This window comes from Streptomyces sp. NPDC047022, assembly GCF_040644155.1.
Taxonomy (GTDB): Bacteria; Actinomycetota; Actinomycetes; order Streptomycetales; family Streptomycetaceae; genus Streptomyces.
In genome coordinates, this window is record NZ_JBEYVV010000031.1 from 43,418 (window position 1) to 69,430 (window position 26,013).

The following is a 26,013-nucleotide window of genomic DNA, read 5'->3' on the forward strand; positions in this document are numbered from 1 at the left end:
GATTCCACGAGCGGCAACACTAGGGATTCCGGGTAATTATCTGTTAAGAGAGGCCCGGCCGCGCGGGTGGAACACGGCGGAAATCGTGGCGCGGCCCCGCCCGGGAGTGTCCGGTCCGGGCCGCTCGCCCCCTGGATTCCCCGGCTGCTCCGGTGTGGGCCGTCCCGAGCACCACAGACGGGTGAAGGACATCACCGCGGCGGAGACCAGCAGCCCGTTGCGCACAGTTATGAGAGCGCAGCCCGCCCAGGTGCTGCCGATGACCTCTCCGTAGTAGGCGGGGAACTCCACGGTGCTCACCGCGGTCGCGGCCAGGACGAGCGGCGCCACCGGGCGCTGGGCGGTGTGCTGTGACGTCAGGCACACCGCCGCCAGGCCGATCAGCCACACCATGTACTGAGGGCTGATCACCCGGCTCGTCACCGTGAACAGCAGAACCGCGGCGAGCGCCGCGTCGTACGGGGTCGCCGGCGTCCAGCGGCGGGCCCGCAGCCGCCACAGCAGCAGAAGGGCGAAGGCGAGCGCGGTCAGCGCGAGCGAGCACAGGGCGACGGCGTGCACATACGGGCCCACGAGCTCCACGGCCCCGTACTGGTACCGGGTGCGCCCCGGCCAGCCCGCCCGGCGCGCGAGCATGAGCGCCGTGCCGCCGAGCGACTCGATCTGCACACCACGGCCGTCCTGCTGGCGCAGGAAGTCGAACGGATCGCGGAACAGGGCCGTGAGCAAGGCGAGCAGGGTGACCGTGGTGAGCACGGCGGCCGCCCAGGTCTCACGGGTCGTCCGGCCGCGCGGTGTGCCGAGGAGCGTCAGCGCGGGCCACACCTTCACCAGGGCGCCGAGCGCCGCGAACACGCCACTTGCGCGCCGGGAGCGCGAAAGGGTCAGCAGGGAGACGACCGCGAACGCGGTGACCTGGACGTCGTACCGGGCGAGCGGGATGTGCAGCAGCAGCGGCAGGCCCCCGATCCACAGCGCCGCGCCGCGCAGCGAGCGGCCCGGCCGGGTGCCCGCGCGGGCGAGGACGAGAGCGATCACAGCGTCCGTGAGCAGGGTGAGGGTGACGAACGCCTGAAAGTACGTCAGCCCGGGGAGCAGGGCGGGGGACAGCAGCACCGCCCCCGCTCCCGGCGGGTACTGCCACAGGTGGTCGCCGGACGGGAAGGAGCCGTGCCGGAGGATGCCGTACCAGCCGTAGTACAGCCGCGAGACCTCCTGGGCGACCCCGCCCTTGCCGAGCAGCGCGGACTGGTCGTGGATGAGCAGCCACAGCATCAGGACGCGGGTGGTCAGCCAGCCGACGGCGAGGGCGTACAACCAATGTCTGCGGTGGGCCGTCTTCCCATGCGGTGTTGACACAGGAGTGGAAGCAGCCGTTCCGGATGTCGCCGGACCGTTCGAGGCACTCATCAAGGCATCCATCAAGCCCGGATGGTAGGCCGGATGTTTGCTGTATAGCGGGAGGTTCGCCGTCAATGCCCAGCAAACAAACTCTAATATTACTAAAAACGGACATGTTGAATGGAGCCATGAGTCGGTCACTGGAGAAGCGCAGGGAGCTTGTGGCCGTCCTCGTCCCCGCGATCGTCATGTTCGCGATCGGGCTGTGGGGACTGGACCGTGGCGGCATGTGGCGCGACGAGGCAGCCACGTTCGAGGTCGCGCGACGCCCTGTGCCTGAGATCTGGCACCTGCTGCACCACGTGGACGCGGTGCACGGCCTCTACTACCTGATGATGCATCTGGTCCTCGCCGTCCACCCCGGCGAGGTGGTGCTGCGGCTGCCCTCGGTCTGCGGCGCGGCGTCGGCCGCGGCCCTGATCGCCGCGCTGGGCGCACGGCTGTGCCGGCCGAGGGTGGGGCTGTGGGCGGGCCTGCTGTACGCGGTCACGCCGATGGCCGGGCACTACGCGCAGGAAGGCCGCTCGTACGCGCTGGTCGCGGCCGGGGTCGCGGGCGCGACGCTGCTGCTCCTGCGCGCGGTGCGGGACGGGAGGTGGTGGCCGTACGGGGTGGTCGTCACCGTCAGCTGTGTCCTGCACGAGTTCGCCGTGCTGGCGCTGCCGGCACATGCCTGCACGCTGGCGCTCGCCCGGGTGCCGGGGCGGGTGTGGCGCGGATGGCTGCTCTCGGCCGGGGCCACGGTCCTCGTGCTGCTGCCGCTGGTGCTGGTCTCGCACGGTCAGGCGGCGCAGGTGTCGTGGCTGACGAAACCGGACGGGCGGACCGTGGAGGCGCTGATGAGGGCGTTCGCGGGGCCCTCGTCAGGGGTTCTCGTGCCGTATCTGGTGCTGGTGGTCCTGGGCCTGTGGAGGCCGGGGGGCGGGCGGGGGATCTCCCTGGCCGGGGTGGCGGTGCCGCTGGTCCTGGTGCCGCCCGCGGTGCTGATGGCGGTGTCGGAGATCTCGCCCCTCTACTACGACCGGTACGTGCTGTACTCGCTGGCCGGGGCGCCGTTGCTCGCGGCGGCCGGCGCGGATCGGGTGGCCGGCGCCGTGCGGTGGATGTGGACCGGCGGCCTTCGTACGTCCACCGCGCTCCCCTTCCGGGTTCACTCGGACGAGGGAGCCGCCGACCCCGTGCCTTCCGGCGGCGACGTCGCCCTCGGCCTCGGCCTCCGGGTGTCCGGGGCCGCGCGGCCCGCGGTCACCGGTGGGGGAGTCGCCCTCCGGGACGCCCCGTCGGCCGGTGTGCCCGGTGCCGTTCCCGCCGTCCGGCGTCCCTCCCCGGTGTGGCGCCATGGCACGGCGCTGCTCGGGGTGCTCGCCGTATGCGCCGCGTTCGCCTCGCAGCTCCCCCTGCTCCGGGCCGATCGGCTCGCCTCCCACCGCGCCGACAACCTCGCGGCCGTCTCGGCGTTCGTAGGACGCCAGGTCCGGCCCGGGGACCCCGTGCTGTTCCTGCCCTCGCTGGAGCGGCGCTCGGCGCTGACGTATCCCGCGCGCTTCCATGGGATCCGCGATGTGGCGCTGGACGTACCCGCCCGCGAGGACGGGTCCCTCTACGGGCGGGAGGTCGGGCCCGGGGAACTGCGTCGGCGGCTCGCCGGGCTGTCGAAGGTCTGGGTGCAGACCCAGTCGTACGCACTGCGGACCTCGTGGACGCCCTCGAGCCCCACCGAAAGCGCCAAACTCGCGGTCCTGCAGGACGACTTCCGCATCCAGGCGCAGTACGTGAGCCGCGGGGTCACGCTCCGGCTGTACGTACGCCGCTGACCATGCAGGGCCCGGGCTTCCCGGGCCCTGCGCGGCGGATCGTCTTCGGTGGCCTCTTCCCCGGCTGTCGAGCCCCGGATTCCCGCCCGCCTCCGCGTGGATATCCGCGGACCGGGGGCGGATCCCTCATTCAGGCGCAGCCCGGCGTCTCCTCCAGTGCCGCGGAATCCAGGGCGCCGGTCAGGCGGTCCAGCCGGGCCTGGAGGTCCATGATCTCCGCCAGTTCGAAGCCCGTCGCCGCGGCGATCCGGCGCGGCACCGCCACGGCGAGCCGCTTCAGCCCCGCGCCCTCCTCCGTGAGGTGGATCCGCACCGAACGCTCGTCCTCGGCGCTGCGCTCCCGCCGCACCAGGCCCGCCGCCTCCAGGCGCTTCAGGAGCGGGGAGAGCGTCCCGGAGTCCAGTCGCAGATGCTCGCCGAGCCGCTTCACCGGCAGCGCCCCGTGCTCCCACAGCACCAGCATCACCAGGTACTGGGGATATGTGAGCCCCAGGTCCTTGAGCGCGACGCGGTACACGCTGTTGAAGGCGCGGGACGCGGCGTGGAGGGAGAAGCAGATCTGGCGGTCCAGCCGCAGGAACTCCTCGTCCGCGGACTCGTCGGCGGCCTCGGGGCTGGGGGGCGGCGTGCTTGTCATGCACCCAGGATAGCTCCGTCGGGCCACTTAGTTGTGCACAACTGAATTGTGTGCTTCAATCTTCTCCGTGAGGCGGTCCGGAGGAACGGAAGCCGGGCGCCGCAGATGACTTCGAGAGGGTTGGTTTCCATGGACGTGCTGTACACCGCTGTCGCCACCGCCACGCACGGCCGCGACGGACGCGCGGTCAGCTCCGACGGCAAGCTGGACCTGCAGCTGGCCATCCCGGTGGAGATGGGCGGCAACGGCCAGGGCACGAACCCCGAGCAGCTGTTCGCCGCCGGGTACGCGGCCTGCTTCGCCAGCGCCCTCGGCCTGGTCGGACGGCAGGCGAAGGTCGACGTCAGCGACGCCGCCGTGACCGGTGAGGTCGGCATCGGCAAGCAGGGCGAGGGCTTCGGTCTCGCGGTCACCCTGCGCATCGAGCTCCCCGACACCGTGGACCAGGAGACCGGCCGCAAGCTGGTCGAGCAGGCCCACCAGGTCTGCCCCTACTCCAACGCGACCCGCGGCAACATCCCGGTCGAGCTGGTCGTCGAGTAACGAGGGCCTCTCCCTCCAGACCGCGCCCGGCGCCGGAAGCCTTCTCCCGGCCCCGGGCGCACCCTCATGCCCGGGTGGCGGGCGCCGGGCGGTCAGGCGTTCGAGGGACGGGTGGTGCCGCGGCGCGCCGCCAGGAGGTGCGCCAGTGCTTCCGCCGCCAGCACCGCCACGGCCACGGGCGGGCTGAGTACGTCTCCCAGGGCGATCACCGCCAGGGGCACCAGCACACCGGGCACGGCCCAGGGCGCCGTACGGCGCAGGGTACGGCCGTACCGCAGGCTGATCGCCGAGTGCGCGGCGTGGTACAGGGCCTGCCCGCCGGCCAGGGCGACCAGCGCTCCGGTGGGCAGCCGGTGGTGACCGGCATCCGCAACGACGGTACCCAGCCCCGCGGCCAGCGCGGTGATCCCGGCGACGGCGAAGAAGTGCAGGAAGGCGACCACGTCGCGGGCCATGGCGTACATCTCGCGCGGAGGCAGCAGCCGCAGATGGCGTTCCGCCGCCGGAGTCGCGAAGTCGAAGTACGACCACCACAGGGCGGCCAGCAGCACGAAGCCCAGCACGGCGACCAGGGCCGCCTGCCCGGTCCAGGTGCCGGACATGGCGGTGATCAGTGCGATCACCGACTCGCCGAGCACGATGATGACGAAGAGGCCCACCCTCTCCACCAGGTGCTCCACGCTGATCGGCCCCGGCAGCGAATTGCCGTGGCCCGCGGCGATCATGGCGACCTCGATGGCCAGAGCGATCACCCACAGCACGAAGCGCCACGGGGACGGCACGGCCGCCGACACCGCCCACAGCGTGGCCGTGACCACGCAGTAGGTGAACGGGCGCCAGCGGGGGACCCGTTGTCCGGCCGGCAGTTCCCGTGAGGTCGCGGGCCACCATTGCGCGAACATCACCAGCCGGGTGGCGGCGAGCGCCAGGGAGAAGACCGGGGCGCGGCCCCCGAGCCCCTCGGGGACGGCGGCGCTCATCGCGGCGAGCGAGAGCATCGCGGTGAGCAGCAGCAACCGGGCCCGGGGGCGGTCGTCGTCGAACAGGTTGGCCTGGAACATGAAGTTGATCCAGGCCCACCAGGCGGGGGCGAACAGGGCGAGGAACGTCAGGAAGTCGCCCCGTCCGGGATCACCGTGCAGCCCTTTGGCGAGCTGGGAGACGACCGCCACGAAGACCAGGTCGAAGAAGAGTTCCGGCCAGCCGGCATGGCGGGCCTCCGGTCCGGGTGCGTCGGCGGGGACGGCGGCCGGTGCGGCGTTCTGCATGGGCGTCACCGTAGTGGCCGGCGGGCCGATCCCACCCCCTGCCGCGGGCCGCCCGCATCATGACGCCTCGGAGGCGGCAACGCTCCGCTTCCGCGCGGTCCCGCACCGGACGGACCGCCTCTCAACCGCGTGTGATGCCGGACGGCACGCTAACCCCGCCCCCATGGCCCGGACTTGCTCGCGAGGTCACGGGCCGGTGCGTCGCTCTCGCCTGCCGCAGGGGCCGGGATCACGGCCCGGACGTCCGGTTCGCCCAGCATCAGGGTGCGTACCACCCGCTCGGCCGCCCTGCCGTCGTCGAACTCGCAGTAGCGTTCCCGGAACCCGGCGCGCAGTTCCGCGGACTCCGTGTCCCGCCAGCATCCGGACGCGAACAGCCACGCCAGTTCCCGGTACGAGCGCGAGACATGTCCCGGCGCGCCCGTCGTGATGTCGAAGTACGCGCCCCGGCTCGCCGTGTAGGCGCCCCAGTCGTCGGCGTGCACGACGATCGGGCGGTCCAGGTTGGCGTAGTCGAACATCAGGGCCGAGTAGTCCGTGACCAGGGCGTCCGATGCGAGCATCACCTCCTCGGCGTGCGGTTCGTCGGTGGCGTCGACCAGTACGCCCCGCCGGTGCAGTTCGGTCAGGCCCATCCCGCGGGCCGGGCCGTCCGCCAGAGACGGGTGCAGGCGTACGACCAGGGTGTGGTCCTCGCCCAGCTCCTCGGCGAACCGGACCAGGTCGAAGCGCTCCACATGGCCGCCCCGCACATGGTCGCGGCGGGTCGGCGCGTACAGCACGACCGTGTCGTTCTCGGGGATTCCGTGCCGGAGGCGGAAGGCCGCCCCGTCGCCCGGTTTCGCGTTGACCAGGACGTCGTTGCGGGGGCTGCCGGTGCGGGCCGAGGCGAAGTCGCAGGGGTAGGCGCGGTCCCAGACCAGTTCGGAGTGGCGGTTGGCGACCAGGCTGTAGTCCCAGCGGTCGGCCCGGCGCAGCATCCCCGGCACATCGAAGCCGTGCCGGGCGCCCGGCTTGCCCAGCAGATCGGTGCCCATGTACTTCAGCGGGGTGCCCTGATGGGTGTGGATGTGGACGCTGCCGGGGCGTTTGGCCACGGCATAGGGCCAGTTGACGTTGTTGACGAAGTACGTGGCCCGCGCGGTGATCTGGCGGCAGGCCAGGGTGTCCGGCAGGACGTACTCGACGCCCGGCGGGAGGTGCTCCGCCTGGTCCTCGCGTACCACCCACACACCCCGGATGTGCGGGGCCAGGTCGCGTGCCGCGCGGTGGATCGCCGCCGGGTCGCCGAGGACACCACGGTGCGAGAACGCGGAGTACACCGCCAGATTCGGGTCCAGAGGCCGCTTGCCGTACGCCCAGGACCAGCCGCGCTTGACCCGGCCGGCCACCGCCTGGCGGACCTGCCGTCCGTGCCGGCTCATCGCGTCGCCGGAGGCGGCGGCTCTCTGGGCGGCCTGGTAGAGGGCGTAACCCCTTTCCAGGACACGCAGTTCGGCGGGGACGGGCTCACGGGTGCGGTAGCGGCGGAAGAGTTCGGCGGTGCGGCGGAAGAACTCCCCCTTGTCGGAAGGGGGCAGACGGTCCGGCTTGGCCAGGATGTCGAGGCAGTGCTCACCCATCTTGCGGTGCAGATACGGGCGCCAGCGGTCCAGCTCCGGGTGGGTGCCGACGTACGCGAAGAGCCGTTCGTACTGCTCGTGGATGTCGAAGTGCTTGCGGCTGGTGGTGGACAGGATGCTGCCCTGGCGGCGCTGCCGGTAGCTGAGGCAGATGCGGTCCATGGCCGCGATGCGCCCGGCGGTGAGCAGGACGGGGAACGTCCAGGGGGTGTCCTCGTAATAGCCCGGCGGGAACTCGAAGCCGTGCTCGGTGATGTAGTCCCTGCGGTAGACCTTGTTCCAGACCACCATCAGCAGCTCGAGGATTTCCGGGTGTCCGGCCGCGGTGAAGCCGTCCTCGGGGGCCTCGGCCAGCACCTGGGCCAGGACGTTGCGCCGGGTGCCGCCCCACCAGTAGGTGCGGATGTAGTCGAAGACCAGGACGTCCGGGTCCCGGGTCTCCTCCAGCCGGTCCGCGATCGCGCGCAGCGCGCCCGGCGTGAGCGTGTCGTCGCTGTCCAGGAAGAGGAGGAAGTCCCCGGTGGCGAGCGGCATCCCGGCGTTGCGCGCCCGCCCGAGACCGACGTTCTCGGGCAGATGCAGCACCCGCACCCGGGGATCGCGCTCGGCGTACTCGTCGAGGATGGCCCCGCAGCCGTCGGGCGAGCGGTCGTCCACCGCGACCACCTCGAAGTCGCCGTACGACTGCCCGAGCACCGAGTCGAGGCACTCGCGCAGGAAGCCCTGCACCTTGAACACGGGGATGATGACGCTGAAGCGGGGCACGGTGATCAGCTCCTCACAAGGGCGTGGGCCGGGGCCGGAACGCGCTCGGCGAGCGGGAGCACGGCCGGGATCGACTCCGCGGGCTCGCCCAGCAGCACCCGGCGCACCACGCGTTCGGCCGCCCGCCCGTCGTCGAACTGGCAGAAGCGCTGCCGGAAGACGGTTCGCAGCGCGGCGGCGGGCCCGCCCGTGTACGAGCCGTCGCGGAAGGCGGTGGCCAGCTCCTCGGGTGTGTGCGCCACCTTGCCCGGCGGTGCGCCCAGCAGATCGAAGTAGACGCCCCGGGTCTCCTGGTAGACGTCCCAGTCGTCCGCGTACACGACGATCGGGCGGTCGAGGTTGGCGTAGTCGAACATGATCGACGAGTAGTCGGTGATCAGCGCGTCGGCGGCCAGGCACACATCCTCGGACGAGCGGTGCCGTGTCACATCGATGACGCGGCCGCTGCCGGCCGATGCGCCCTCCTGGTCGTAGAAGTAGTGGGCGCGCAGCAGGACCACATAGTCGTCGCCCACCGCGTCGCAGAACGCCTCCAGGTCCAGGCGGGCGTCGTAGCCCGTGCTGGTGTCGCGGTGCGTGGGCGCGTACAGCAGGGCGGTCCTGTCCTCGGGGACGCCCAGTTCGCGGCGGACGCGGGCGACGTCCTCGGCGGTCGCGGTGTAGTAGACGTCGTTGCGCGGATAGCCGTATTCGAGGGCTTCGTACGAGCCCGGGTACGCCCGCTCCCACATCTCGGTGGAATGCCGGTTGGAGGAGAGGTTGTAGTCCCAGCGGTCCACCCGGGCAAGGAGCTTGGCGAAGCTGCCGCTCGCCGCCGCGACGACGGGGTACGTGGACTGGTCGACGCCCATCTTCTTCAGCGGGGTGCCGTGCTGGGTCTGCAGATGCACACTGCCGGGGCGTTTGACCACGCTGTCCGCGAAGTTGGCGTTGTTGATGAGATACGTGGCGCGGGCCAGCACGTCCCAGTAGGCGCGGCTGCCGATCACCGCGTACTCCACATCCCTCGGCAGGCTGTCCACCGCGTCGGGCTCGACCAGGAACACCGACCGGATGTGCGGGGCGAGTTCGCGGGCCTTGGCGTGGATCGCGGCCGGGTTGCAGGCGTAGCCGCGGCCCCAGTAGGCGCAGTACACCGCGAGGCCGGGGTCGAGCGGGCGGCGCAGCTCCAGCGCGTAGCGGGCACGGGTGCGCAGCCCGCGGGGCACCGCCGCGCCCCGTACGGCCTTCGCCGGGCCCTGGTTGACGCCGCGCAGCGCCCGGAAGGCGCTGTACGCGCCGGACGCGAGCAGCCGGTGCTGCACGCCGACGCTGCCCGCCGGAGGCCGGTACCCGTCCGGGCGGTGGCGGCGGTAGAGGCGGCCCGCGCGCCGGAAGAAGGCGCGCCGCAGATGCGCGGGCAGCCGCTCCGGGTGCGCGGCGGTCCGCAGGACCACGGCGAACAGCTGCTCGAACAGGGGCCGCGCCCGCTCCGCGGGCAGGGAGAGTTCGGCGGCGCGGCCCATCACCAGCTCGACCTGGTCCAGGAGGTCGACCTGGTGTTTGCCGGGGCTGTGCAGACGGCTGCCCTGACGACGCACCAGATGCCGTACGCACACCGAGCGCAGCACGGCCAGACGCCCTGCGGCGAGCGTGACCAGGCCTCCCCAGCCGACGTCGGTGAAGTGGCTCGCCGGGAAGCCGAGCCGGTGTTCGGCGAGGAACGCGCGCCGGTAGGCCGCGCTCCACGCGGGTACGGACACACCGGTCAGCTCCGGGGCCCGGTCGGGGGTGAAAGCGCCTTTGGGGGTCTTCACCAGCGGCGGGGTCGTCGTCTCCGAGTCCCACCAGTGGACCCGCTCGTGGTCGAAGTACAGGACGTCCACGTCACCGGTCCCCGCCAGGCGCGCCTCGATGGCCGCGAGCGCGCCCGGCGCGAGCAGGTCGTCCCCGTCGAGGAACAGCAGATACGCCCCGGTCGCCGCCTCGGCCCCGGCGGTACGGGCCACGCCCAGGCCGCCGGAGGGCGGAGAGGTGAGCGGGACCACCCGGTCGTCCCGCTCGGCGTACCCGGTGACGACCGCGCCCTCCGGGGAGTCGGGCGCGTCGCAGACCGCGATCAGTTCGATGTCGCGGAAGGACTGGGTGAGCACGGAGTCCAGTGCCTGGGACAGGCGGCCGGCGACGCCGAAGGCGGGGACGATGATGCTGAATCGGGGCAACTCTGCTCTTTCTCTCGGGCCCCGGTTCCTGCCCCGGGGCCGGGGCGTCGTGGGCGTATCGGGCAGCGGTCAGCGCCCCCGGACGCCGGGAGGGCGGTCAGCGCCCCGGCCGTGCGGAGGGACGCCAGGTGAAGGGCCTGGAGGGGGTGGGCCTGCGGGGCATGGCATGACTCCCGTGAGGTCGGTGGGCGGACATCAGAGGAATTCGTCGACCGGAACCCGGCGGCCGGGCACCGGGACGGTGGCGGGCGGTGCGGCCGGGAGGCCCGCCGCGGCGGCGGACGGGACCGGGTGCCGGCCGGAGAGGGGGACGACCGGCGGCAGCCAGGTGTCCTCGCCGAGGACGACCCGGCGCACGATCCGCTCGGCGGCCCGCCCGTCGTCGTGCGGGCAGAAGCGCTCCCGGAACGCTCTGCGGCGCTGCGCCGAGCGCGAGGCGCACCAGTGGCCGGTCGCGAAGATGTCGATCAGCTCGTCCTCGTCGCGCGCCACCGCGCCCGGCGGGAAGGCGCGTACGTCGAAGCAGGTACCGCGGGCCGCGTCGTACGCCTCCCAGTCGTTCGCGTAGATGACGATCGGGCGGTCGAGGTTGGCGTAGTCGAACATCAGGGAGGAGAAGTCGGTGATCAGCGCGTCCGAGGCCAGGCACACGGATTCGACACTCGGGTGGCCGGTCACGTCGATGACCCGTCCGGCCGTGCTGCGCGCGAGCGGCTCACCGTACGAGGGGTGCGCCCTGGTCAGCAGGACGAAACGGGGGCCGAGCCGGTCGAGGACGTGCTCCAGATCGAGGCCGACACGCCGTCCGCGGTGGTAGTCGCGGTACGTCGGCGCGTACAGGACGGCCACCGCGCCCTCGGGGATTCCGAGCGTCCGCCGCACCCGGGTCACGTCCGCCGAGGTCGCACGGACGAAGACGTCGTTGCGGGGGAGGCCGTACTCCAGCGTGGTGAACCCGGACGGGAACGCCCGTTCCCAGACCAGGGTGGAGTGGCGGTTGCCGGAGACGACGTAGTCCCAGCTGTCGGCGGAGCGCAGCATCCGGGCGACGTCGGTGCCGCGGGCGGCGGCCGGACGGTCCAGGAGGTCCAGGCCCATGCGCTTGAGCGGGGTGCCCTGCCGGGTCTGGATCAGCACCTGACCCGGGCGCTTGACCACCCCGGGCTCGAAGTCGGCGTTGTGCACCAGGTACTTGGAGCGGGCCAGCGCCGTCCAGTACGCGGCCGAGCCGGGGTGCAGCCGGCGCGTCACGGCCGGCACGGTGTGGTGGTGCTCGGGGCGCGCGATCCACGCGGTGCGGATCTGCGGGAGCAGGGTGCGGAACGCGGACTCCAGGGCGCCGGGGTTGCAGCCGTACGCCCCTGACGCGTCCCGGGTGAAGACCGCCCGGTCGGCGCGCAGCGGGAGGCGGAGCTGGAGGCGGTAGTGCGCCCGCAGCGCGGCGGTCGACAGGCGCCGGGCCGCCCCGGAGGCCAGCGCCCTGGTGCGGCGGACGCACCGGGACGCCCACGACAGCGCGCGATGGACGCGGTGGTCGCCGAGGCGGATCAGCAGATCACGCGGCCGGGCAGGCGCGCCCGGGACGTGATGGCGGAGGTAGTGGGCGCGGGCCAGGTGCAGGAACTCCGCCCGGCTGCCGCGTGGCACCCGGCCGCGCGCGGCGTAGACCGCGGCCAGGTGGTCGACCATGCGGCGGAACAGCACCGGGCGCCAGCGGTCGAGCCCCGGACGGCCGTCGACGAACGCGAACACCCGGTCGTACTGGCCGAAGATGTCGAAGTGTCCCCGGCCGGTGGGGGCGAGGATGTTGCCGCCCTGTCGGCGCTGACGGTAGTGGACGCAGACCCGGTCGAGGGTGGCGAGGGTCCGGGTGGACAGCAGCACCGGGAACGTCCACGGCGTGTCCTCGTAGTGGCCGGGCGGGAAGGCGAAGCCCTCGCGCTCGATGAACTCCCGGCGGTACGCCTTGTTCCAGACCACCATCAGCAGTGAGAGCAGGCCGGGGCGGTCGTCCAGGGAGAAGGGCGCCGGGCCTTCCTCCGTGAGCAGTCCGGCGAGCTGGTTGCGGACCGTGCGCCCGGTCCAGTACGTGCGGGCGTAGTCGAACACCAGGACATCGGGTCCCGAGGTCTCCTCCAGCCGGTCGGCGATGTCCCGCAGCGCGCCCGGGACCAGGCTGTCGTCCCCGTCCAGGAACAGCACATAGTCACCGGTCGCCTCCTTGAGCCCCGCGTTGCGGGCCTGCCCGAGCCCTTCGTTCCGCGCCAGGTGCAGGGGGCGTACGCGGGCGTCACGGGCGGCGAACTCATCGATCATCGCGCCCGAGGCGTCGGGCGAGCAGTCGTCCACCGCGATCACTTCGATGTCCGTGTACGGCTGCTCCAGCACGGATGTGAGGCATTCCTGAAGGTACGCCTGAACCTTGTACACGGGGACGATGACACTGAACCTGGGCAAGGGACATCCATGGGATCGGCACGGGCATACTGCCCAAAAACGTCCGATGGAGTGGTTTGGTTACGCGAACTGCGGCATCCGGGGGAACGTGGGCGGAAACCCCAGGTGAACGAGCGGGGTGGACCGGGCTCCCGGTCCACCCCCGAACCGCTGTGCGGATGTGTCCGGCCGACCGTCGTACGAATACGTCTACTTGACGGCCCCCGCCATGACGCCGGACACGAACTGCCGCTGGAAGGCGAAGAACACGGCCAGCGGGATCACCATCGAGATGAACGCGCCCGGGGCCAGCACGTCGATGTTGTTGCCGAACTGGCGTACCTGGGTCTGCAGGGCCACCGTGATCGGCTGTGTCCCGGACTTGGTGAACACCAGCGCCACCAGCATGTCGTTCCACACCCACAGGAACTGGAAGATGCCGAGGCTCGCGAGGGCCGGGCCGCCGAGCGGCAGCACCACCCGGGCGAACAGCCGCAGTTCGCCCGCGCCGTCGAGCCGGGCCGCTTCCAGCAGCTCCCTCGGGATCTCCGCGAAGAAGTTCCGCAGCAGGAACACCGCGAAGGGCAGGCCGAAGCCAGTGTGGAAGAGGATCACCCCGAGGACCGTGCCGAAGAGGCCGAGCTTCCCGAACAGCTCCGCGATCGGGATCAGCGCCACCTGCACGGGGACCACCAGCAGGCCGACCACGGCCAGGAACCACCAGTCGCGGCCGGGGAAGTCCATCCAGGCGAAGGCGTAGCCCGCGAGCGAGCCGAGCCCCACGACCAGGAGCGTCGCCGGGACGGTGATCAGGACCGTGTTCCACAGGGAGTGGGTGATGTCCCCGTTCTCCAGGAGCTTGCGGTAGCTCTCGAAGGTGAGCTGCGAGGGCTGGGTGAAGACCTTCCACCAGCCGGAAGAGCTCATGTCGGCCGGTTTGCGCAGCGAGGCCAGCAGCAGCCCGACGGTGGGCACCAGCCAGAACAGGCCGACCAGGACGAGGAAGACCCGCACCAGTCCGCCGCCGAGACCCTCCACGAGCCGCGCCCCGAGAGAGCGCTTCGCCCCCGCCGCCGTCACGGACGCCTCAGGCCTCGTCCTCGGCGGACCTCCGGCATGCGTCGCGGTCATCGCCGCACCTCCCGCCTCAGCCGCCGGATGTTGAACAGCATCACCGGGACGACGAGCACCAGCAGGAACACCGCGATGGCGCTCGCGATGCCCGGCTGGTCCTCCGAGAAGCCCTTGCGGTACAGCTCCAGGGCCAGCACGTTCGCATCGTCCTGCGAGGAGCCCGGCGGGATGATGAACACCAGGTCGAAGACCTTCAGCACGTTGATCATCAGGGTGACGGTGACGACCGCGAGCACCGGCGCGAGCATCGGTACGGTCACCCGCCGGAACACCTGCCATTCATTCGCGCCGTCCACCCGCGCCGCCTCCAGCAGCTCCCGTGGCACGGCCGCGAGGCCCGCCGCGATCAGCACCATCGCGAAACCGGCCCACATCCATACGTACGCGCCGATCACGGCAGGTGTCACAAGCGTCGGGCCGAGCCAGTCGACACCGTTGTACGGCTCCCTGAAGTTGCTCGCAGGAAGCCTCAGCACCGCGCCGTCGGCGGCGGCCGGGAGCGTGAACGTCCCGTCGGCGGCGGCCTTGGCGGAGGCGACGACCTTGCCGCCCTTGACCGCCTCGATCCGCATGCCCGAGTAGCCCAGTTCGGACGGGTCGACGGCGCCGGGTCTCCCGACGCCCCTGCCGCGCGTGAAGGCCTGCCAGGCCGTTCCGGTGATCTTCCCGGGGTCGGGGTTCGCCGTGGCGGCCCGCCGCGCGGTCTTCGGCATTCGGTCGGGAGCCACACCCACCAACGGAAGGGCGACCGGCTGACCCGTGTGCACGGCCTGGGTGGTGACGAAGCCGCCCTGCTCGGGCTTGAGCGGCGAGTCGCGGCCCGGGTGCGCCTTCGGGAAGGCGGAGGACTCGGCGAACGTGTCGTGGACGCCCACCCACACCGCGTTGGCCACGCCCTTGCCGGGGTCCTGGTCGTAGACGAGACGGAAGATGATCCCCGCGGCGAGCATGGAGATCGCCATCGGCATGAAGACGACCAGCTTGAACGCGGTGCCCCAGCGCACTTTCCCCCAAGCTCTCGGCTTCGCACGAGCAGGGGGGTCCCCCGTGGTCAGCACGGCGAAGACCAGGCCGAGGGCCGTCGAGACGGTGGGCGCGAACACCACCCAGATGATGTTGTTCTTCAGGGCGGTGCGGATGCCGTCGTCGGTGAACAGCGCCTTGTAGTTGGCCGCTCCGGCGAAGCCGTCACCGGAGGCGTTCTGGAAGCTGCGGACCACCGAGTACCCGATCGGGTAGACCACGAGCGCGCCGAGCAGCACCAGGGCGGGCAGCAGGAACAGGGCCACCACGGTCCTGCGGGTGCCGGTCACGCTCTTGCGCGGACGAGGGGCGGGCGCCCTCTTCGGGACACCCGCCGCCGTGGCCGACGTCATCGCCGGATCAGCTTCCGCTGCCGTACGCCGCCGCCGCGTCCTTCTCCAGCTTCGCCTGCGTGCCCGCGACGTCCTTCGGGTTCTTCAGGAAGTCCTGGAGGTCCTTCCACTCGCCCTTGCCGGGCGTGCCGCCGAACGCCTGCGGGGCCTGGTCGGACATGTCGAACCGGAAGTCGTCGCCCGCCGCGATCAGCGCCTGGGCCATCTTCCGCTGCACCGCGTTCGGGTACGCGGACAGGTCGACCGACTTGTTCGGCGAGAGGTAGCCGCCCAGCTTGGCCTGGATGGACGCCGCGTCCGGCGAGGCCAGGAAGGTCACCAGGGCCTGCGCCGCCTTGGAGTCCTTGAAGACGACCGCCGCGTCACCGCCGGTCACCACGGGCGGGTGGCTGCCCACGGCAGGGAAGGGGAACACCTTCGCGTCCGTGCCGATCTTCGCCTTGGTGTCACCGATGTCGACCTGCGCGAAGTCTCCCTCGAAGACCATGCCGGCCTTCGGCTGGTCGCCGCCGGTGAAGGTCTGGGTGACGGAGGCGGGGAACTCGGTCTGGAGCGCGCCGTCCGCGCCGCCCGCGATGTAGTCCTTCTTGCCCCAGATCTGGGCGAGCGTCGTCAGCGCTTCCTTGACGGAGGGATCGGTCCACTTGATCTTGTGCTGCGCGAGCTGGTCGTACTTGTCCGGGCCCGCCTGGGAGAGGTACACGTTCTCGAACCAGTCGGTCAGGGTCCAGCCGTCGGCGCCGCCGACGGAGAACGGGGTGACCCCGGAGTCGTACACGGCCCGGGCCGCCGTCATCAGCTCCTGCCAGGTCTTCGGTTCCTTGGCGCCCGCGTTCTCCAGGACCTTCGCGTTGTACCAGATCAGGGATTTGTTGGCGGCCTTGTAGTAGACGCCGTACTGCTTGCCGTCGACCTTGCCGATGTCCTGCCAGGCACCCGAGTAGTTCTTGCCCAGCTCGGCCAGGGCCTCGGGTCCGAGCGGCTTGGCCCACTTCTTGTCCACGGCCTGCTTGATGGCGCCGGGCTGGGGGAGCAGCGCGACGTCCGGCGGCTGGCCTCCTGCGATCTTCGAACCGAGGAAGTTGACGATCGGGTCCTGGGCGGGCACGAAGGTGACCTTGGCGCCGGTGCGCTTCTCGAACTCGGCGAGCACCTTCTTGAAGTTGGCCTGTTCGGTGCCGGTCCAGACGGCGGCGACCTCCAGGCTCTGGCCGTTCAGCCTGGGGAGCGTGAGGGTGGTGCCGCTCTCCTTGCCGCCGCCGCTCTTGTCCTTGTCGCTCTTGCTGCCGCCGCCGCACCCGGCGAGCGCGAGCGCACCGGCGATGACGGCGGCGGCCACGGTCGTGGCGGCTCTGCGGGCCGGGCGGGAGGTGAGGGTCGTGGGGGTCGTGGGGGTCGGGTGATTCGGTGACTTGCGTGTGCGAAGAGTGCTGTGCATCACTGCCCCGTTCTTCGTTCCTCGGCGAAGGCGGACGTGCGAGTGCTGTCTGTGCGCTCCGGTCTACGCAAGCTGGTTCCAGGCGGCAAGAGCGCCTGCGCTGTCAACCAGGCGATCGTGACCACGTCGTGACGTCCGTCGGTGACGGGGCGTCATCACCCGGCGCACGGGCCGGGCATACCGGTCGCCCGGACGCCACCTGTCACAGCAGCGAAGGCACCTCCGCCGCCGACACCGACCGCGCAGCCCGCTCGAGGGCGCTCGCCAGCAGGGCCAGGTCCGTCGGTCCGTTGCCCAGTTCACGGACGGGACGCTGGGCCGGCGGGTCGCCCATACGGTGCCACTCCAGGGGTATGACGGTCGGGCGCAGCGTCGCCGTGCGCGGGATGCGGCCCGTGATCCGGCCGCCCTGGAAGGGCGTCGCCCTGCCGTCCGCCCGTGTCAACCGCCCGCGCCCGGGTGCCGGTTCATCCGCACCCGGCGACACCTCTTCGAGGAGGGCACGCAGCGTGGCGCCGCGGGCCGGCTCCCACTGGGCCGTCCGTCCCTCTGGGCTCGCGGCGGCGACGAGGTGCACCCCGAGCCGCTCTCCGTCCCGGGCCACCGCCTCCAGCGCCCGTACGACCGAGCCGGCCGCCGGGCGGCCCGGTGAGCCGAGCGCCGGGGTGAGCAGCGCGTCCAGGTCGTCGACCAGCACGACCAGCCGTGCCGGCGGAAGTTCGGCGTCCGTCCGCGGCGGCCGGGTCGCCGCGGGACGCAGCCGCAGTGTCGTGCTCGGCGGGGTGTCCAGGTCTCCGGAGGACGTGCCGCCCGACCGCTGTGGAACGCTCCGGCCCCGCCCCGCCCGCTGCGCGTGCCATTCGTCGAAACCGAGCCGCCCCAGCAGCTCGCCGCGCCGCTTCAGCTCGGCGCTCAGCGACTGCGCGAACTCCCTCATGCGGACAGGGTCGTTCGCCGCCAGATGGGTCGTGACATGCGGCAGATCCGTGCAGACCCGCAGATCCTCCCGTGCGGATCCGCCGCTCGCCCCGCACTCACGGCCGTCGACCAGCACGATGCCCAGCCGGTCCGGGCGTTCGGCCGAGGCGAGCGAGGCGGCGATGGAACGCAGCAGCTCCGTCCGTCCGCTGCCGGGCGGCCCCTCGATCAGCAGATGCGGCCCCTCGGCGGCCAGGTCCAGGCACACGGGTCCGCGCGGACCGGCTCCGAGCACCGCCCAGGCACGGCCGCCCGGAGTCCGGGCGTCGTCCGCCGAGTCCGCCCAACGAGCCATCAGCGACGCGGGGGTGGCCCGCTGGAGACCCAACTCGTCCAGCAGCCGGGCCGCTTGGGGCAGGGGTGCCGACACCCTCGGGTGCCGGTCCGCGCCCCCGTCCGAACGCAGCGGGGCGAGCGCCCGCGCGAACCGCTCCGCCCACGCCGGGGACACCGCGTCCACGGCGGCGACCGTGCCGTGCCCCACCGGGGCGCGCCGGCCGGGTGGCGAGTCCGTGCCCTCCCCGGGGGCGACCCGCAGCAGCCTGAGGGCCGTGGCCACATCGCCGCTCAGCAGGGCCACGGTCCCGCACTCGCGGAACGCCGGAGAGACGGCACACGCCGCCTCGTAGGTCTTCGTCACCGGCGAGGCGGGCGAGGCGGTCGGCGCCTCGGCCAGGCAGATCACATGGATTCCGGCCGGCGCCCCCTGCCGGGCCAGCCGGGCCACGGCCTCGCGCACATCGGCGCCGCCGGGGTCGCCGTCCACGACCACGACGGTGTACGGCCCCGCGAAGGCGCCGTCGGCGGGGTCGTCGTCCTTGGCCCAGGACGGACGGCGGGTGGTACCGCGTGGCGCGGAAGGGCCGCCCGGGCGGCTTGCCGAGGCGATGTCCGGGCCGGCGCCGAGGCCACCGTCGCCGTCGTCGTCGGTGTGGCGGATCTGGGCGGGCAGGTGGATCCGGCCGGGCGCGCCGCGCGGGTCCGTGAGGGCGTCCGCTTCGGCCAGATGGTCCTGCAGCCTGCGCAGCAGTTCGTCCGTGCGGGCCGTCGCCTGCTCGCGGTCGTACGCCAGCAGCAGGCGGCAGTCCTGGCCGTGCGCCGGGCGCAGATGCGGGAGCCAGCCGAGCCAGGACCAGTCGGCGACGCGCTCCGGGAGGGGGCGCGAGCGGTCGGCGCTGATCAGGACCAGCTCCAGCGTGTCGGGGGAGTGCAGCGCGGCGAGCTGCGCGAGCACCGCGCGCGCCAGCCCGGTGAGCCGCTCCCGGGGCCCTGCCAGGCCCAGCGCGCCCGCCTCGCGCAGCCCGGCGGTCACCGGCACCGCGGGCAGCAGTCCGGCACCGTCGGGCAGGGCCCGGTCGGCCGTGCCCAGCCGCACGGTGAGCGCCTCGGGGTGCCCGGGGCCGCGCTCCCACAGCCGTGGCCCGGGGCCGAGCGCGGTCAGCAGCAGGGCCGCGGGGTCGGGCCACTTCTCCGGTGCGCCGGACGCCGGGGCGGCGGAGACCGGTGCGCTCATGTCCCCGGTGTGCGGGTCCTGTCCTGGGCCGCCCAGGTCGCCGCGGCTGCCGGTCAGGCGGCGCGCCCAGGCGGTGAAGCCGCGTCTGCGCAGCCCCGCGGGCAGGTCCGTCCCGCGCGTCGGGGTGCCCTTACGGGTGCCCTCGGGGGCGGCGCTCCCGGCCCCCGCGTCCCGGCTCACCGTCAGCGGGCTGCCGCCCTGCCCCGATACGACGGGTCCCGTCGGGCCGTCGTCCCGCCCGGACGGGGCCGGGATTCCCTGGGACGGGGGCTGCAGGGGCGTGTGCTCACGGGCGTCGGGGGCGACCCCGCCCGAAGCGCCCCAGGCGGTGTCGCCGAAGCCGTGGTGGGTGTGCCCGGACAGGCCGTGGTGCGTGTCCGTCGGGGAGCGGTCGGCCGCACCGGGGGTGCGCCCCGTGCCCGTGTGCGGCTGCCCGCCGTGGGCACGGGGACCAGGGCCGTGCCCCTCCCGGGGGCGGTCTTCGGGGGAGGGGCGTCCGGCGACTTCGCGATCGTCCGCGCCCGCCGGGGCCGACGCCGTGCCGGGACCCCCCGCCGTGGGACCCCCCACGCGCGCGTGCGGCACGGTCGCCGTCCGTCCGGAGCGTGCCGGGCCGCCCGGGACGTCCTCGCCGAGGACCCGTACATGCCCCTCACCGTCCGGCGCCGTCGCCAGGCGTCCCGCCCGGCCGGGCGGGGCCAGCCGCAGGGCCGATTCGCCGAGGCGCAGCAGGGCCCCGGGGGCGAAGCGGGCCGGACGGTCGGCCACGGGGCTGCCGTCGAGCACGGTGCCGTTCGTGGAGCCGAGGTCGGAGACCGAGACGCGGCCGTCGTCGGCGACCGTCACCGCGCAGTGCAGCCGGGAGACGTCGGGGTCGTCGAGCGGGACGTCCGCGTCGGCCGAGCGTCCCACGCGGATCACCCCGCCGTGCAGCAGATGGACACCGCCCGCGTCGGGGCCCGCGACCACATGCAGCTGGGCCGCGTTCTCGTCCGGCTCGGGGCCCGGCTGCGCCGGAGCGCCCAGGGTCAGCACCGCGCCGTCCAGCAGGGGTGGCTCGCCAAGGGTGCACCGCTGGGCGTCCAGCCGCTCGGAACCCGCGTACAGCACCACCGTGCCCGCGCCGGGCTCACGGCTCCGCTCCGCCGGTGCGCCGGCCGCGCCCGGGCCGACGGCCGCGGCCAGGCCCGCCGCCACCGCGGCCAGCGCCGTGCCCGCGGGCGCGGTGACCAGCACATCGCAGCCGGGGGTGGGCTCCCCGGACTCCGGGGGCGTGCCCAGCGGGTCTACGACGGTCAGCCGGATCTGCATCGCCGTCAGCGGTCCCTTCCGCGCGGGCACCCGAGGACGGGGATGGAGCCGCGTCGCGGTCCCTCACCGCGACTCCCCCACCGCACGCGAGCACATAAGCCAGCCAGTACGGGATGCATCCTCGCACCTGCCACTGACACCTCGCCCGCCGCCCGGCATCAAGTGATCTTGATTGGTCGGCTCTGCCCGCAAAAGTGCCTGACCGGTGCGCGCCCTGTGTTCGCTTGAGATCGCCCACGTCCGGCCCTGGCAACCAAGTGAACCGAAGCGAGCGTCTTCTCATCGAACAGGTACAGGAGCCTCCTACGTAAGTACGTACATCACACGTACGGAGCAAAGGGAGCGACGTGGGCACCACGGACGCGGCGCACAGGAACGGGGAACGCACAAGGCCCCCGAGCCGTCCTCGACCGTGGAGCGAGCCGCGCACGCAGAGGCCGCTCACAGCCCGTTGCCGGAATCTGCGGCACTACAGTGGGTCGGAACACCGCATTCACGGTGGACGGACCGGACAAGCAAGCAGCAGGGAGCGCATGACGTGCGGCCGGTAGGCAGCAAGTACCTGCTCGAGGAGCCGCTCGGACGCGGCGCCACGGGCACCGTCTGGCGAGCCCGCCAGCGGGAGACCGCGGGCGCCGAGGCGGCCGTCGCGGGACAGCCCGGCGAGACTGTGGCGATCAAGGTCCTCAAGGAGGAGCTGGCGAGCGACGCCGATGTCGTGATGCGGTTCCTGCGCGAGCGTTCCGTCCTGCTGCGCCTGACCCACCCGAACATCGTTCGCGTGCGCGACCTCGTGGTCGAGGGCGATCTGCTGGCGCTGGTCATGGACCTCGTCGACGGCCCCGACCTGCACCGCTACCTCCGTGAGAACGGCCCCTTCACCCCCGTGGCCGCGGCCCTGCTCACCGCGCAGATCGCCGACGCCCTCGCCGCGAGCCACGCGGACGGCGTGGTCCACCGCGACCTGAAGCCCGCCAACGTCCTGCTGCGGCAGGAGGACGGCCGGATGCACCCGATGCTGACCGACTTCGGCATCGCCCGCCTGGCCGACTCACCGGGCCTCACCCGCACCCATGAGTTCGTGGGCACGCCCGCGTACGTCGCCCCCGAGTCGGCCGAGGGCCGCCCGCAGACCTCCGCCGTCGACATCTACGGCGCCGGCATCCTGATGTACGAGCTGGTCACAGGGCGCCCGCCGTTCGGCGGCGGATCGGCCCTCGAAGTGCTCCACCAGCACCTGAGCGCCGAGCCGCGCCGCCCCTCGACGGTGCCGGACCCGCTGTGGACGGTCATGGAGCGCTGTCTGCGCAAGAACCCGGACGAGCGGCCCAGCGCGGAGAACCTCGCACGGGCGCTGCGGGTCGTCGCCGAGGGCGTCGGCGTGCACGCGAACACCACGCAGATCGCCGCCGCGGACGCCGTGGCCGCACTCCTCGCGCCCGACCCGGACCCGGCCACCGTGCCCGGCTCCGCCGACCCCACCCAGGTGCTGCCGCAGGGCGCGGCCTCGTACGACCCGAACGCGGCGACCAGCGTCCTGCCGCACACCTCGGGCCCCGCGGGCGCGGCGGACCCCACCGCCGTGCTGCCGAACACCGGTGCCGCCGATCCGACGGCCGTGATGCCGCCGGTCCCGCAGCACCAGCCCGGCGGGCAGGAGCCGCACCCCTGGCAGAGCCAGCTGCGCGCGGCCCGCGACCGCAACGAGCAGACCCAGGTCCAGGCCTACCTCGACCCCGGCGAGGACCCGCTGCGCCGCCGCCCGCAGCGGCAGGTCGCCCGGCCCCAGCAGCAGCCCGCGCCCGGCTACGGCTACCCGCAGCAGCAGCCCCAGCAGTACGCGCCTCAGCGGCAGCAGTACGCGCCCCCCGGCGCGCAGCAGCCCCAGCGGTACGCGCCCGCCCCGCAGCAGCAGCCCCGGCAGCCGGCCCGGCGTCCGGAGCGCGAGCCCCGGCAGCCGCGGCAGCGCAGCGCCAACCCGATGAAGATCCCGGGACTCGGCTGCCTGAAGGGCTGTCTCTTCACGATCCTCATCCTGTTCGTCGCCGGATGGCTGGTGTGGGAGTTCAGCCCGCTCCAGCACTGGATCGGCACCGGGAAGTCGTACTGGCAGCAGTTGGCCAGCTGGTACCACTCCATCGCCCACGCGCTCGGGAAACTGGGCAATTGAGGCGCAACCCCGGACCGGGCGGCCCGGTTTGGGGATTTGTCGACACCTGACGGGTGATTTCCGTCTCGGCGGCGGTGGTTGCCGCTCGGGGCGCGTAGTTTTGTCGACCGGGGTCCGGGGGGCCGCGGTGCGAGCCGCTGACGCCGGGGCCCACGACGGCGCAGCGTCGGCAACACGCGTCCCCAGTAGGAGCAGTCTTGGCACGGAAGATCGGCAGCCGGTACACCGCGAACCAGATCCTGGGACGGGGAAGCGCCGGCACGGTGTGGCTGGGCGAGGGGCCGGACGGGCCCGTCGCCATCAAGCTGCTGCGGGAGGACCTCGCGTCCGACCAGGAGCTCGTGGGCCGCTTCGTGCAGGAGCGCACGGCGCTGCTGGCGCTCGACCATCCGAACGTCGTGTCCGTACGGGACCTCGTCGTGGACGGCAGCGATCTGGCGCTGGTCATGGACCTGGTCCGGGGCACCGATCTGCGGACCCGGCTGGACCGGGAGCGCCGGCTGGCGCCCGAGGCGGCCGTCGCGATCGTGGCCGACGTGGCGGACGGGCTGGCGGCGGCACACGCGGCGGGCATCGTGCACCGGGACGTGAAGCCGGAGAACGTCCTGCTGGACATGCAGGGACCGCTCGGCCCGGGCGGCGCGCATCCGGCGCTGCTGACCGACTTCGGTGTCGCCAAACTGATCGACTCACCGCGCCGCACCCGCGCGACGAAGATCATCGGAACGCCGGACTATCTGGCGCCCGAGATAGTCGAGGGTCTCCCGCCGAGAGCGGCGGTGGACATCTACGCGCTGGCGACGGTCCTGTACGAGCTGCTGGCTGGGTTCACCCCGTTCGGCGGTGGGCACCCCGGGGCTGTTCTGCGCCGCCATGTCACCGAGACGGTGGTCCCGCTGCCCGGCATCCCGGACGAGCTGTGGCAGCTGATGGTGCAGTGCCTGGCGAAGGCCCCGGCCTCGCGGCTGCGGGCGTCGGAGCTCGCGGCGCGGCTGCGGGAGCAGCTGCCGCTGCTGGCGGGGATGCCGCCGCTGGACGTGGACGAGCCGGACGCGGAGGCGGCGGAGGAGCCGTACGAGGCGGTGGCGCCGGGGGAGCCGGAGGTGACGCGGGAGCGGCGTGGGGCGGTGCCGCTGGTGCCGGGGGCCAAGCCGGACTCCAATAGGGACACCCATACGTCGATGCGGGTGCCCGCGCCGGACGAGCTGGCGGGGGGTGCCCGCGGGACGGCGCGCGCGCCCCGGGCGGCGGGCGCCCCGCGCCCCGGGTCCGCCCGGCACCGGGCGCAGGCGCGGCGGCGGAGGATCGTGCTGGGGGTCGCCGCGGTGGCGCTGGCCGCTGCGGTGGGGGTGGGGGCGTGGTGGGCCACGTCCTCGGACGCGGAGGCTCCGCCGGCGGGAACGGGCCACTCGGCGCCACCCACGCCGTGACGCTGCCTTCGGGTGCGGTGCGGCTTTCGGTCGGTTCCCCGCGCCCCTGAGTGTGCGCATGGCGGTAGGTCGTCGTCTGCAGGTGGGTGTGCCTTTCGCGCAGTTCCCCGCGCCCCTGGGGGCGTGCGTTGTCGGCCGCGGGCACGTCGTGGCTGGTCGCGCAGTTCCCCGCGCCCCTGTCAGGCACGCTTCGCGCCTGACAGCGACCACGCCATTACACAACGTCGGCCGACAACGCCCCGCCACAGGCACGACCAGCTCCGCGGAACCTATGCGAAAGCCACACCGCACCCGCAGACCGGCATGCACGTCCAGGCGCCTGATAGGGGCGCGGGGAACCGCGCGAAGGCCACGGCGGACCCGCAGGCGGGTGTGCGTGTGCAGGTGCCTGATAGGGGCGCGGGGAACTGCGCAAATACCACGGCGGACCCGCAGATCGGTGTGCGCGTTCAGGCGCCTGATAGGGGCGCGGGGAACTGCGCAAATACCACGGCGGACCCGCAGACCGGTGTGCGCGTTCAGGCGCCTGATAGGGGCGCGGGGAACTGCGCGAAAACCACGGTGGACCCGTAGACCGGTATGCGCGTGCAGGCGCCAGATAGGGGCGCGGGGAACTGTGCAAGAGGGGACAAGGTGCCCGCAGAGGGCGGCGCGTCCACGTCGTTGAGGCGGCTCCGTCAGGCCCGCCCCGGGCCCGAGGCCGTAACCCGGGGTCATACGGCGTTCACTGGTTGGCGGAGCCGTTACGCTGGATGCGTGGCAGTCGTCGATGTATCCGAAGAGCTCAAGTCCCTCTCCTCGACCATGGAGTCGATCGAGGCCGTTCTGGACCTCGACAAGATGAGGGCAGACATCGCCGTGCTCGAGGAGCAGGCGGCCGCGCCGTCCCTCTGGGACAACCCGGACGAGGCGCAGAAGATCACCAGCAAGCTCTCCCACCTCCAGGCCGAGGTGCGGAAGGCCGAGGCCCTGCGCGGCCGGATCGACGACCTCGATGTGCTCTTCGAGCTCGCCGAGGCCGAGGACGACCCGGACACCCGTGCCGAGGCCGAGACCGAGCTGGCGGCGGTCAGGAAGGCGCTGGACGAGATGGAGGTCCGGACGCTGCTGTCGGGTGAGTACGACGCCCGTGAGGCGCTCGTCAACATCCGCGCCGAGGCCGGCGGCGTCGACGCCGCGGACTTCGCCGAGAAGCTTCAGCGCATGTATCTGCGCTGGGCCGAGCAGCACGGCTACAAGACCGAGGTCTACGACACGTCGTACGCCGAAGAGGCCGGGATCAAGTCCACGACCTTCGCCGTGCAGGCGCCGTACGCCTACGGCACCCTCTCCGTCGAGCAGGGCACGCACCGGCTGGTGCGCATCTCCCCGTACGACAACCAGGGGCGGCGCCAGACCTCCTTCGCCGGTGTGGAGATCCTGCCCGTCGTCGAGCAGACCGACCACGTCGAGATCGACGAGAACGACCTGCGCGTGGATGTGTTCCGGTCCTCCGGTCCGGGCGGCCAGGGCGTCAACACGACCGACTCCGCCGTGCGGCTCACGCACCTGCCCACCGGCATCGTCGTCACCTGCCAGAACGAGCGCTCCCAGATCCAGAACCGGGCCAGCGCGATGAACGTCCTCCAGGCCAAGCTGCTCGAGCGGCGCCGGCAGGAGGAGCAGGCCAAGATGGACGCCCTCAAGGGCGACGGTGGCAACTCCTGGGGCAACCAGATGCGTTCGTACGTCCTGCACCCGTACCAGATGGTCAAGGACCTGCGGACCGAGTTCGAAGTCGGCAACCCAGAGGCCGTGTTCAACGGTGAGATCGACGGTTTCATCGAGGCCGGTATTCGCTGGCGCAAGCAGCAGGAGAAGTAACCACGCCGTCCGGCGGAGGATCCGCCGCCGCGCAGTGGCACTTTGTCGACAAGGCAACTGCCCCTCACCGAGGGGCAGTTGCCTTTTCTGTCTGGCGATGTCCGTCCTTTACG

At 72.6% G+C, this 26,013-nt stretch carries 15 protein-coding genes; 5 read left to right on the top strand and 10 right to left on the bottom strand.

All coding sequences use genetic code 11. The features are described 5' to 3' along the window. Positions 1 to 36: 36 nt before the first annotated feature. Complete coding sequence (locus ABZ845_RS25790; RefSeq protein ID WP_360983680.1) at positions 37 to 1,275, bottom strand: glycosyltransferase family 87 protein; 1,239 nt, start codon at positions 1,273 to 1,275, stop codon at positions 37 to 39. A 254-nt stretch (positions 1,276 to 1,529) separates the two neighbouring features. Here ABZ845_RS25790 and ABZ845_RS25795 point away from each other — a divergent pair, with 254 nt between their 5' ends. Then, positions 1,530 to 3,215 (top strand): glycosyltransferase family 39 protein, encoded by a 1,686-nt coding sequence (locus ABZ845_RS25795; protein ID WP_360983592.1) that lies wholly within the window; start codon positions 1,530 to 1,532, stop codon positions 3,213 to 3,215. A gap of 130 nt (positions 3,216 to 3,345) precedes the next feature. Here ABZ845_RS25795 and ABZ845_RS25800 read toward each other — a convergent pair whose 3' ends face one another. Then, a complete protein-coding gene (locus ABZ845_RS25800) occupies positions 3,346 to 3,852 on the bottom strand; it encodes a MarR family transcriptional regulator (RefSeq protein WP_360983595.1) in 507 nt (168 codons plus the stop codon). Between the two features lie 129 nt (positions 3,853 to 3,981). On the opposite strand from ABZ845_RS25800, the gene ABZ845_RS25805 reads away from it, so the two are divergent. Next, on the top strand, positions 3,982 to 4,395 hold the full coding sequence (locus ABZ845_RS25805) for an organic hydroperoxide resistance protein (protein ID WP_360983598.1): 414 nt from the start codon (positions 3,982 to 3,984) through the stop codon (positions 4,393 to 4,395). A 92-nt stretch (positions 4,396 to 4,487) separates the two neighbouring features. Here the strand turns inward: ABZ845_RS25805 and ABZ845_RS25810 are convergent, their stop codons facing one another. The 8 genes from ABZ845_RS25810 to ABZ845_RS25845 all read right to left on the bottom strand — a co-directional run bounded on the left by ABZ845_RS25810 (position 4,488) and on the right by ABZ845_RS25845 (position 20,437). Beyond that, positions 4,488 to 5,663: a low temperature requirement protein A gene (locus ABZ845_RS25810; protein WP_360983601.1), complete on the bottom strand. Its 1,176-nt coding sequence runs from the start codon at positions 5,661 to 5,663 to the stop codon at positions 4,488 to 4,490. Between the two features lie 149 nt (positions 5,664 to 5,812). Next, entirely contained in the window at positions 5,813 to 8,050 is a 2,238-nt protein-coding gene (locus ABZ845_RS25815; RefSeq protein WP_360983603.1) for a CDP-glycerol glycerophosphotransferase family protein, read from the bottom strand. Between the two features lie 5 nt (positions 8,051 to 8,055). Further along, positions 8,056 to 10,251 (bottom strand): CDP-glycerol glycerophosphotransferase family protein, encoded by a 2,196-nt coding sequence (locus ABZ845_RS25820; RefSeq protein WP_360983606.1) that lies wholly within the window; start codon positions 10,249 to 10,251, stop codon positions 8,056 to 8,058. A gap of 195 nt (positions 10,252 to 10,446) precedes the next feature. Continuing rightward, positions 10,447 to 12,708, bottom strand: a complete 2,262-nt coding sequence (locus ABZ845_RS25825) for a bifunctional glycosyltransferase family 2 protein/CDP-glycerol:glycerophosphate glycerophosphotransferase (protein ID WP_360983609.1) — start codon at positions 12,706 to 12,708, stop codon at positions 10,447 to 10,449. Between the two features lie 189 nt (positions 12,709 to 12,897). Continuing rightward, on the bottom strand, positions 12,898 to 13,818 hold the full coding sequence (locus ABZ845_RS25830) for a carbohydrate ABC transporter permease (RefSeq protein ID WP_360983612.1): 921 nt from the start codon (positions 13,816 to 13,818) through the stop codon (positions 12,898 to 12,900). Next, the gene (locus ABZ845_RS25835) at positions 13,815 to 15,197 is read right to left on the bottom strand and encodes a sugar ABC transporter permease (protein WP_360983615.1); all 1,383 of its coding nucleotides are present in this window, start codon (positions 15,195 to 15,197) and stop codon (positions 13,815 to 13,817) included. Before ABZ845_RS25835 ends, ABZ845_RS25830 begins: the two co-directional genes overlap by 4 nt. A 7-nt stretch (positions 15,198 to 15,204) precedes the next feature. After that, positions 15,205 to 16,635, bottom strand: coding sequence for an extracellular solute-binding protein (locus ABZ845_RS25840; protein ID WP_360983618.1), 1,431 nt, complete (start codon positions 16,633 to 16,635; stop codon positions 15,205 to 15,207). A 202-nt stretch (positions 16,636 to 16,837) separates the two neighbouring features. Continuing rightward, positions 16,838 to 20,437 (bottom strand): FHA domain-containing protein, encoded by a 3,600-nt coding sequence (locus ABZ845_RS25845; protein ID WP_360983683.1) that lies wholly within the window; start codon positions 20,435 to 20,437, stop codon positions 16,838 to 16,840. 538 nt (positions 20,438 to 20,975) lie between these two features. On the opposite strand from ABZ845_RS25845, the gene ABZ845_RS25850 reads away from it, so the two are divergent. The 3 genes from ABZ845_RS25850 (at position 20,976) to prfB (ending at position 25,900) form a co-directional block, all read left to right on the top strand. Beyond that, positions 20,976 to 22,607 carry a protein kinase gene (locus ABZ845_RS25850; protein WP_360983621.1) on the top strand — a complete coding sequence of 544 codons (1,632 nt, stop codon included), beginning with the start codon at positions 20,976 to 20,978 and terminating at the stop codon, positions 22,605 to 22,607. A gap of 197 nt (positions 22,608 to 22,804) precedes the next feature. After that, entirely contained in the window at positions 22,805 to 24,037 is a 1,233-nt protein-coding gene (locus tag ABZ845_RS25855; protein WP_360983624.1) for a serine/threonine-protein kinase, read from the top strand. A 756-nt stretch (positions 24,038 to 24,793) separates the two neighbouring features. Next, the gene (gene prfB / locus ABZ845_RS25860; RefSeq protein ID WP_360983627.1) at positions 24,794 to 25,900 is read left to right on the top strand and encodes a peptide chain release factor 2; all 1,107 of its coding nucleotides are present in this window, start codon (positions 24,794 to 24,796) and stop codon (positions 25,898 to 25,900) included. Positions 25,901 to 26,013 lie beyond the last annotated feature (113 nt).

What these genes read in the sequence shown, in the direction of transcription:
- ABZ845_RS25805 (WP_360983598.1), top strand. Translation starts at nt 3,982, where the DNA reads ATGGACGTGCTGTACACCGCTGTCGCCACCGCCACGCACGGCCGCGAC.
- ABZ845_RS25835 (WP_360983615.1), bottom strand. Translation starts at nt 15,197, where the DNA reads ATGACGTCGGCCACGGCGGCGGGTGTCCCGAAGAGGGCGCCCGCCCCT.
- ABZ845_RS25840 (WP_360983618.1), bottom strand. Translation starts at nt 16,635, where the DNA reads ATGCACAGCACTCTTCGCACACGCAAGTCACCGAATCACCCGACCCCC.
- ABZ845_RS25795 (WP_360983592.1), top strand. Translation starts at nt 1,530, where the DNA reads ATGAGTCGGTCACTGGAGAAGCGCAGGGAGCTTGTGGCCGTCCTCGTC.
- ABZ845_RS25810 (WP_360983601.1), bottom strand. Translation starts at nt 5,663, where the DNA reads ATGCAGAACGCCGCACCGGCCGCCGTCCCCGCCGACGCACCCGGACCG.
- ABZ845_RS25800 (WP_360983595.1), bottom strand. Translation starts at nt 3,852, where the DNA reads ATGACAAGCACGCCGCCCCCCAGCCCCGAGGCCGCCGACGAGTCCGCG.
- ABZ845_RS25790 (WP_360983680.1), bottom strand. Translation starts at nt 1,275, where the DNA reads ATGCTGTGGCTGCTCATCCACGACCAGTCCGCGCTGCTCGGCAAGGGC.
- ABZ845_RS25830 (WP_360983612.1), bottom strand. Translation starts at nt 13,818, where the DNA reads ATGACCGCGACGCATGCCGGAGGTCCGCCGAGGACGAGGCCTGAGGCG.
- ABZ845_RS25845 (WP_360983683.1), bottom strand. Translation starts at nt 20,437, where the DNA reads ATGCAGATCCGGCTGACCGTCGTAGACCCGCTGGGCACGCCCCCGGAG.